9 protein-coding genes are annotated in these 4,684 nt (G+C 36.3%); 3 read left to right on the forward strand and 6 right to left on the reverse strand.

The annotated features are described in order from the left end of the window. Positions 1-110 precede the first annotated feature (110 nt). Positions 111-314: an Arm DNA-binding domain-containing protein gene (locus tag LJE09_RS16775; RefSeq protein WP_227311579.1), complete on the reverse strand. Its 204-nt coding sequence runs from the start codon at positions 312-314 to the stop codon at positions 111-113. Between the two features lie 13 nt (positions 315-327). Then, positions 328-519 carry a helix-turn-helix domain-containing protein gene (locus tag LJE09_RS16780; protein ID WP_118614514.1) on the reverse strand — a complete coding sequence of 64 codons (192 nt, stop codon included), beginning with the start codon at positions 517-519 and terminating at the stop codon, positions 328-330. A 262-nt stretch (positions 520-781) separates the two neighbouring features. On the opposite strand from LJE09_RS16780, the gene LJE09_RS18960 reads away from it, so the two are divergent. From LJE09_RS18960 to LJE09_RS16795, 3 genes are read left to right on the forward strand one after another with little or no spacing between them, the layout of a single operon-like run. After that, a complete protein-coding gene (locus tag LJE09_RS18960; RefSeq protein WP_227311580.1) occupies positions 782-961 on the forward strand; it encodes a helix-turn-helix domain-containing protein in 180 nt (59 codons plus the stop codon). Beyond that, positions 937-1,248 (forward strand): hypothetical protein, encoded by a 312-nt coding sequence (locus LJE09_RS16790; RefSeq protein WP_227311581.1) that lies wholly within the window; start codon positions 937-939, stop codon positions 1,246-1,248. The genes LJE09_RS18960 and LJE09_RS16790 overlap by 25 nt, the downstream gene beginning before the upstream one ends. A gap of 28 nt (positions 1,249-1,276) precedes the next feature. Then, positions 1,277-1,642, forward strand: coding sequence for a hypothetical protein (locus LJE09_RS16795; protein ID WP_118614516.1), 366 nt, complete (start codon positions 1,277-1,279; stop codon positions 1,640-1,642). 839 nt (positions 1,643-2,481) lie between these two features. Here LJE09_RS16795 and LJE09_RS16800 read toward each other — a convergent pair. The 4 genes from LJE09_RS16800 to LJE09_RS16815 all read right to left on the reverse strand — a co-directional run bounded on the left by LJE09_RS16800 (position 2,482) and on the right by LJE09_RS16815 (position 4,532). Continuing rightward, complete coding sequence (locus LJE09_RS16800; protein ID WP_227311582.1) at positions 2,482-3,423, reverse strand: helix-turn-helix domain-containing protein; 942 nt, start codon at positions 3,421-3,423, stop codon at positions 2,482-2,484. A 150-nt stretch (positions 3,424-3,573) separates the two neighbouring features. Then, positions 3,574-3,888 (reverse strand): DUF3784 domain-containing protein, encoded by a 315-nt coding sequence (locus LJE09_RS16805; protein WP_118585931.1) that lies wholly within the window; start codon positions 3,886-3,888, stop codon positions 3,574-3,576. 37 nt (positions 3,889-3,925) lie between these two features. After that, positions 3,926-4,117: a DUF6019 family protein gene (locus tag LJE09_RS16810; protein ID WP_008705135.1), complete on the reverse strand. Its 192-nt coding sequence runs from the start codon at positions 4,115-4,117 to the stop codon at positions 3,926-3,928. A 64-nt stretch (positions 4,118-4,181) separates the two neighbouring features. Further along, complete coding sequence (locus LJE09_RS16815; RefSeq protein ID WP_020993192.1) at positions 4,182-4,532, reverse strand: SdpI family protein; 351 nt, start codon at positions 4,530-4,532, stop codon at positions 4,182-4,184. Between the last annotated feature and the right edge of the window lie 152 nt (positions 4,533-4,684).

Raw genomic sequence — 4,684 nt, forward strand, 5'->3', positions numbered from 1 at the left:
ATCCCGCATAAAATCAAGGTATATTAGAATGTAGAATTTACTTTTTCATTCAAGCCGTCTAACTCATCAGTCTAACTCATCACTGAAAGTAACGAGAATGCGACGCGCAGTTATTCAAAATAAATTTGAATAAAACTGTTCATCTCCATCTTCATATCCGCTGCAGTCTTTCTTATGAATTCCTTCTCATAATTCAATGCTTCTTTCTTAGTCTTGAACCCTCTTTTCAGCTTCTGCGTTTTCTTTCCTGTCCAGTCAACATAACGGAAGCTCACATACCAGGTTCCCTGTGTTTTGTCTTTGTAAGCTGACATCTTAAATCCTCCTTCATACTGCTCTCTGAGAGCATCCATAAAATTTTGTTTCCCAGTAGGGACGTGGAATCTTTCCACGAACTGCCACATATCCTTCCTTTTCCAGTTCATCATTGAGCTGTTTCAGAATAGAATAAGCTTTACTGCGTTTCACACCTAATTCTTCCATGACATCATCAACAGTCATCATATAATTAGTTCTCATAGCATCCTCCTTTCTAGCCACTTTTGTGACTTTTTTGTTGTTCTCTTATAATAATTCACTTTTGTGAATTTATTTTTTCCATTCCATACCTATCGCTTGCGTATCAGCAATTTGTTAAATCTCACTCTTTTATATCATTCACTTTTGTGCTAGAATAGAAGCACAAATATTATTAAGGAGGCAGCATTATGGTTGGCAAAAAAATCCGGGCATTCCGGGCATTCCGGGAATTCAGAAGATACAGTCAGATACAATTAGCCGAGTGTCCGGCATTAACGTAGGTACGATCAGAAAATATGAACTTGGAATCCGGAATCCAAAACCAGATCAGTTAGAAAAGATAGCAACTGCACTGAGATTAAACGTAAGTGTTTTCTGGATTTTAATATTGAAACAGTCGGAGATGTACTCTCTCTGTTGTTTTCTATTGATGACTCGATGAACCTCTCACTTGCTGAAACACCTGATCAGAAGGTTGCACTGACATTCGAAAATCCTACAATGCAGGACTTTTTTAGGAAATGGTGTCAATTTAAAAATGTCTATGAAAAGGAAAAAGCTGAAATATTAGCTATTGAAGATGAAGATAAAAGACAAGTAGAACTGGATAAGCTAGACGCTACCCAAGAAGAATGGAAACTGCGTGCTATGGGAACTACGATAGGTTGTCATACTATCATCAAAAAAGGCACCGAGGGCAATACTGTCAGAGTTTATGATCTAACTTAATTTTAATATATATAGAAAGTGTGACGAAATGGTTACTTTTAGATTAATCGAAGAAACTGATCAATATCTTACTTATTGGTATTTTCCAAATGGTAATGAAGATGAAATGTATGGAATTATACTAATTGACAAATTAAATGAAACTGTAGAAATTCAGAAAATGGCACATGATGATTTTTCCCATATTGTTACTGTAGATGAGCAAAATGAAGCCAGAAATTCTGTTAATGACATGAGAAGAGAAGAAGGACTTCCATTTTTAACGGAAGAAGAATGGCCTTCAGCAACAACTGAATTTACAACAACTTTTTTTGCAGATCATGCAATCAGTAAAATTGTAGAAGGCTACAATTCCGGTAAAATTTTAAAAGAAGGAATATCTGTCTGGTATTAAAAAGCGAAAATTATATATTTTGTTATCATTCTGTTATCACAAGCGGTTGTCAGGACATTCTCCCGGCAATCGTTTTTCTATGCTGTTCGTTATTCTTTTCCGCCCTTTTATATATTTCCAGGCAACAGAAAAACCCGTAAAACCGAAGTTCTACGGGTATCTTACGTTTGGACACATGTACCTTGCGGTACTCAATATATATTCAGATATGATTACTCGATAACTGTAGCAACACGTCCTGATCCTACAGTACGTCCACCTTCACGTTTGTGAGGTTCTTAAAAACTCATTATTTTCTATGATTTTCGTGTCTATATTGTCCTGTATTGTGGATTTTCCAGGCTATATTCCTATTCCCTTCATTTTTTAGTATCAAAATGGTATCACAGCCAGATTTTCATGAGCTGTCAACTTTCCGGTTGCAGATTCCCACCTTGACTGTTATAATCGAAACATGGGTGCTATCATAACGGTAGGCGGTTAGTCCTTCAGCAGAGGGTTGCAGAGTGCCAGTGGCACTCGTTTTGCAACGACCGAAGTGAAACGGAGACCTGTGACCCTCTGATTACATAGAAACTCGAAAGAGAATCCACTGGAAAGGAGGGCTAAGCCAATGAGTATTGTGGACTTTATTGCAGTCGTGAGCTTCGGCATCACCTGCTTTTGTGCCGGATACACATTCGGCAAAGATAATAACAAGACACAAAAATAACCGCCCCAGCCTCGCAAACTGAACGGTTATTTTTAATCAATTAAGTATGTGGACTAACCGTCTATCGGTAGCACTCTTTTTCTATAATCATATTAGCACGCATGTGTGAAAATGTCAAAAATTTTCTTCATTCTTGGTTATTAATCTCCTTGATCAACTGTACTGCCTTCTCTGCATCATCGGTTTTCACAAATATATCCACACCATATATTCCAAATCCTGGTGCCCCATGCATTGCAACATTCGCACCTGCTTCCTGTGAAAAAGCTGCTATTCCATTTTGCTTTAACATTTCTACAAGTTGTTCTGTCTCTACTATATTCTGTGCATTATAAATTTTTGTCCATTCTGCCTTAGATAGAGAAGTTTCCTTTTTCTCCTGAACATTTGACGAATTCTGGTTTCTTTTTCGATTAATAAATGCCAAGAGCCTAAGAATAATAAATGCCACAATAATAATACCAATCAGAAATCCCAATGCTAATCGTGTTACCTGTGTTTCTGTAGCTCCCATTCTAAATAAACATATGCCATAGATGACTGTAAAAATTCCTGCACATATCACACTGGTGAGAAAATCTCTCCATATAGTAGCACTTTTTGGCAAACATTTATCCCATATTCCATTGTACACCATAATAGAGGCGTACAGGATTCCTCCTACTAAAGCAGTTGCTGTCTCTCCTAAAACCAAGCGAATATCCACCGTTAATAACATCTGAATAATAATCGCTAACACACTAATCACAAACATTGATGCAAATGCAAGATTTCCAGCCTTTAATGCTTTTTGTTTCACCCATTCTTCATACACCGCAACTTTGTCCAATGTTTCTTTCATCTCTTTATTCATAGTCTGGCTCCTTTCTCCATCCAGGAGCTCTCTCATCTCAACATCGTAATACTCAGCAAGTTGAACAAGTATACTGAGATCTGGCATATTTATTCCTGTTTCCCATCTGGAAACTGTTCTTGCAGATACTCCAAACTTTTCAGCAAGCTGCTCTTGTGTAAGCTTCTTTTCTTTACGACATTGCTTTAAAAAAGCTCCAATCTTTTTTGTATCCATGTCTCTACCTCTCTTCCACTTACAGCTTACCAATATATACCAAAATTACCACGACATAAAACGAGAATCCGCTAATTTTCAACTAGACATCGTATGTCTAAAACAAATCAACGGTATTTTCACCTCGAAAACATTCTATTCCTCTATAAATTAACTTTCTCTTTTATGTCTGTCTATAAGCAACTGAATAAACATAACAAACCATATCGCCCATGCAATTAAACAACCGATTTCCGGATACCAAATGCCTATAATCATTCCTGCAATAAAAGGAATTGACATAAATATCATTCTTTTCCCATACACCTTACACATAGCATTTTCATCATATTTCTTTCGTTCTTCTGCTGATTTCATATTATAACCAGACAAGAATTTAGATGCTTGTCCCTTTGACCTATAAAACCATATTCCAAATAAAAACATAATCACTGCCATTGCAAAGTTAAAAACAATATAGAACATATAATGCTTCCTTTCAGTCGATTCCACAAACTTGAAGTTATTGATCTTCTGAATCCAATCCAAGTTCTTTCAACTCTTTTTCGTTTTGGATATCTTCATCAGTTTTCTTTCCAGTGATAGCACTGTAGGCTTCTTTGATGCCATTCTTCACTGCCCATTTGATAACGAAATACAGTGCAATCAAAATAACAATTGCGGTTCCACCGCTTATACCTAATTCATTCCACATAATTCAATCCTCCAACTTCCGATTTTCATTTCCGCCAATTGGAAATTAGCTATTTTTTCATTCCTTACTTTGTAAAATGTTTATGCAACAAAAATTCTGTCGGAATAATTGTAAGCACCATAATTCCTAATTGTAAAAACACCAAATAAACAGAAATCATTTCAAAGTTTGTATCATCTTTCGTTAAAATCAAAATAAAAATCGATAGTATCACCAGGATGATTCCTAAAACAAAGTTTATCCAGCCCCAACACCTGTGTGCATATCTCCATGTTTCATCATTCATCCTTGACATAGTAGTTCGATATCCCGAACTCCCCTGCCGATCTTTAGGAGGCTTATCTTTCCACGTATATCCCAATATAATCATAGATAACGGTACTAAAAGTGAACACGCAGATAAAAATATAAACATTACAGAGATCTCCTCTCAACTTCTGATTAATTTGCTCTAAAGACTAAAGTTGTCATCAAATAAACCCTACCCATATTCCAACCGCTATAAGTATCATGCCTAGAGCGTGTCTGAAAAATAAAAATTGCACAAAACGCATGTTTTATTTCCCT

Origin of the sequence: Blautia sp. DFI.3.45 (assembly GCF_020593505.1) — a bacterium.
Lineage (GTDB): Bacteria > Bacillota > Clostridia > Lachnospirales > Lachnospiraceae > Blautia_A > Blautia_A wexlerae.

What these genes read in the sequence shown, in the direction of transcription:
- LJE09_RS16775 (WP_227311579.1), bottom strand. Translation starts at nt 314, where the DNA reads ATGTCAGCTTACAAAGACAAAACACAGGGAACCTGGTATGTGAGCTTC.
- LJE09_RS16780 (WP_118614514.1), bottom strand. Translation starts at nt 519, where the DNA reads ATGAGAACTAATTATATGATGACTGTTGATGATGTCATGGAAGAATTA.
- LJE09_RS16795 (WP_118614516.1), top strand. Translation starts at nt 1,277, where the DNA reads ATGGTTACTTTTAGATTAATCGAAGAAACTGATCAATATCTTACTTAT.
- LJE09_RS16800 (WP_227311582.1), bottom strand. Translation starts at nt 3,423, where the DNA reads ATGGATACAAAAAAGATTGGAGCTTTTTTAAAGCAATGTCGTAAAGAA.
- LJE09_RS16805 (WP_118585931.1), bottom strand. Translation starts at nt 3,888, where the DNA reads ATGTTCTATATTGTTTTTAACTTTGCAATGGCAGTGATTATGTTTTTA.
- LJE09_RS16810 (WP_008705135.1), bottom strand. Translation starts at nt 4,117, where the DNA reads ATGTGGAATGAATTAGGTATAAGCGGTGGAACCGCAATTGTTATTTTG.
- LJE09_RS16815 (WP_020993192.1), bottom strand. Translation starts at nt 4,532, where the DNA reads ATGTTTATATTTTTATCTGCGTGTTCACTTTTAGTACCGTTATCTATG.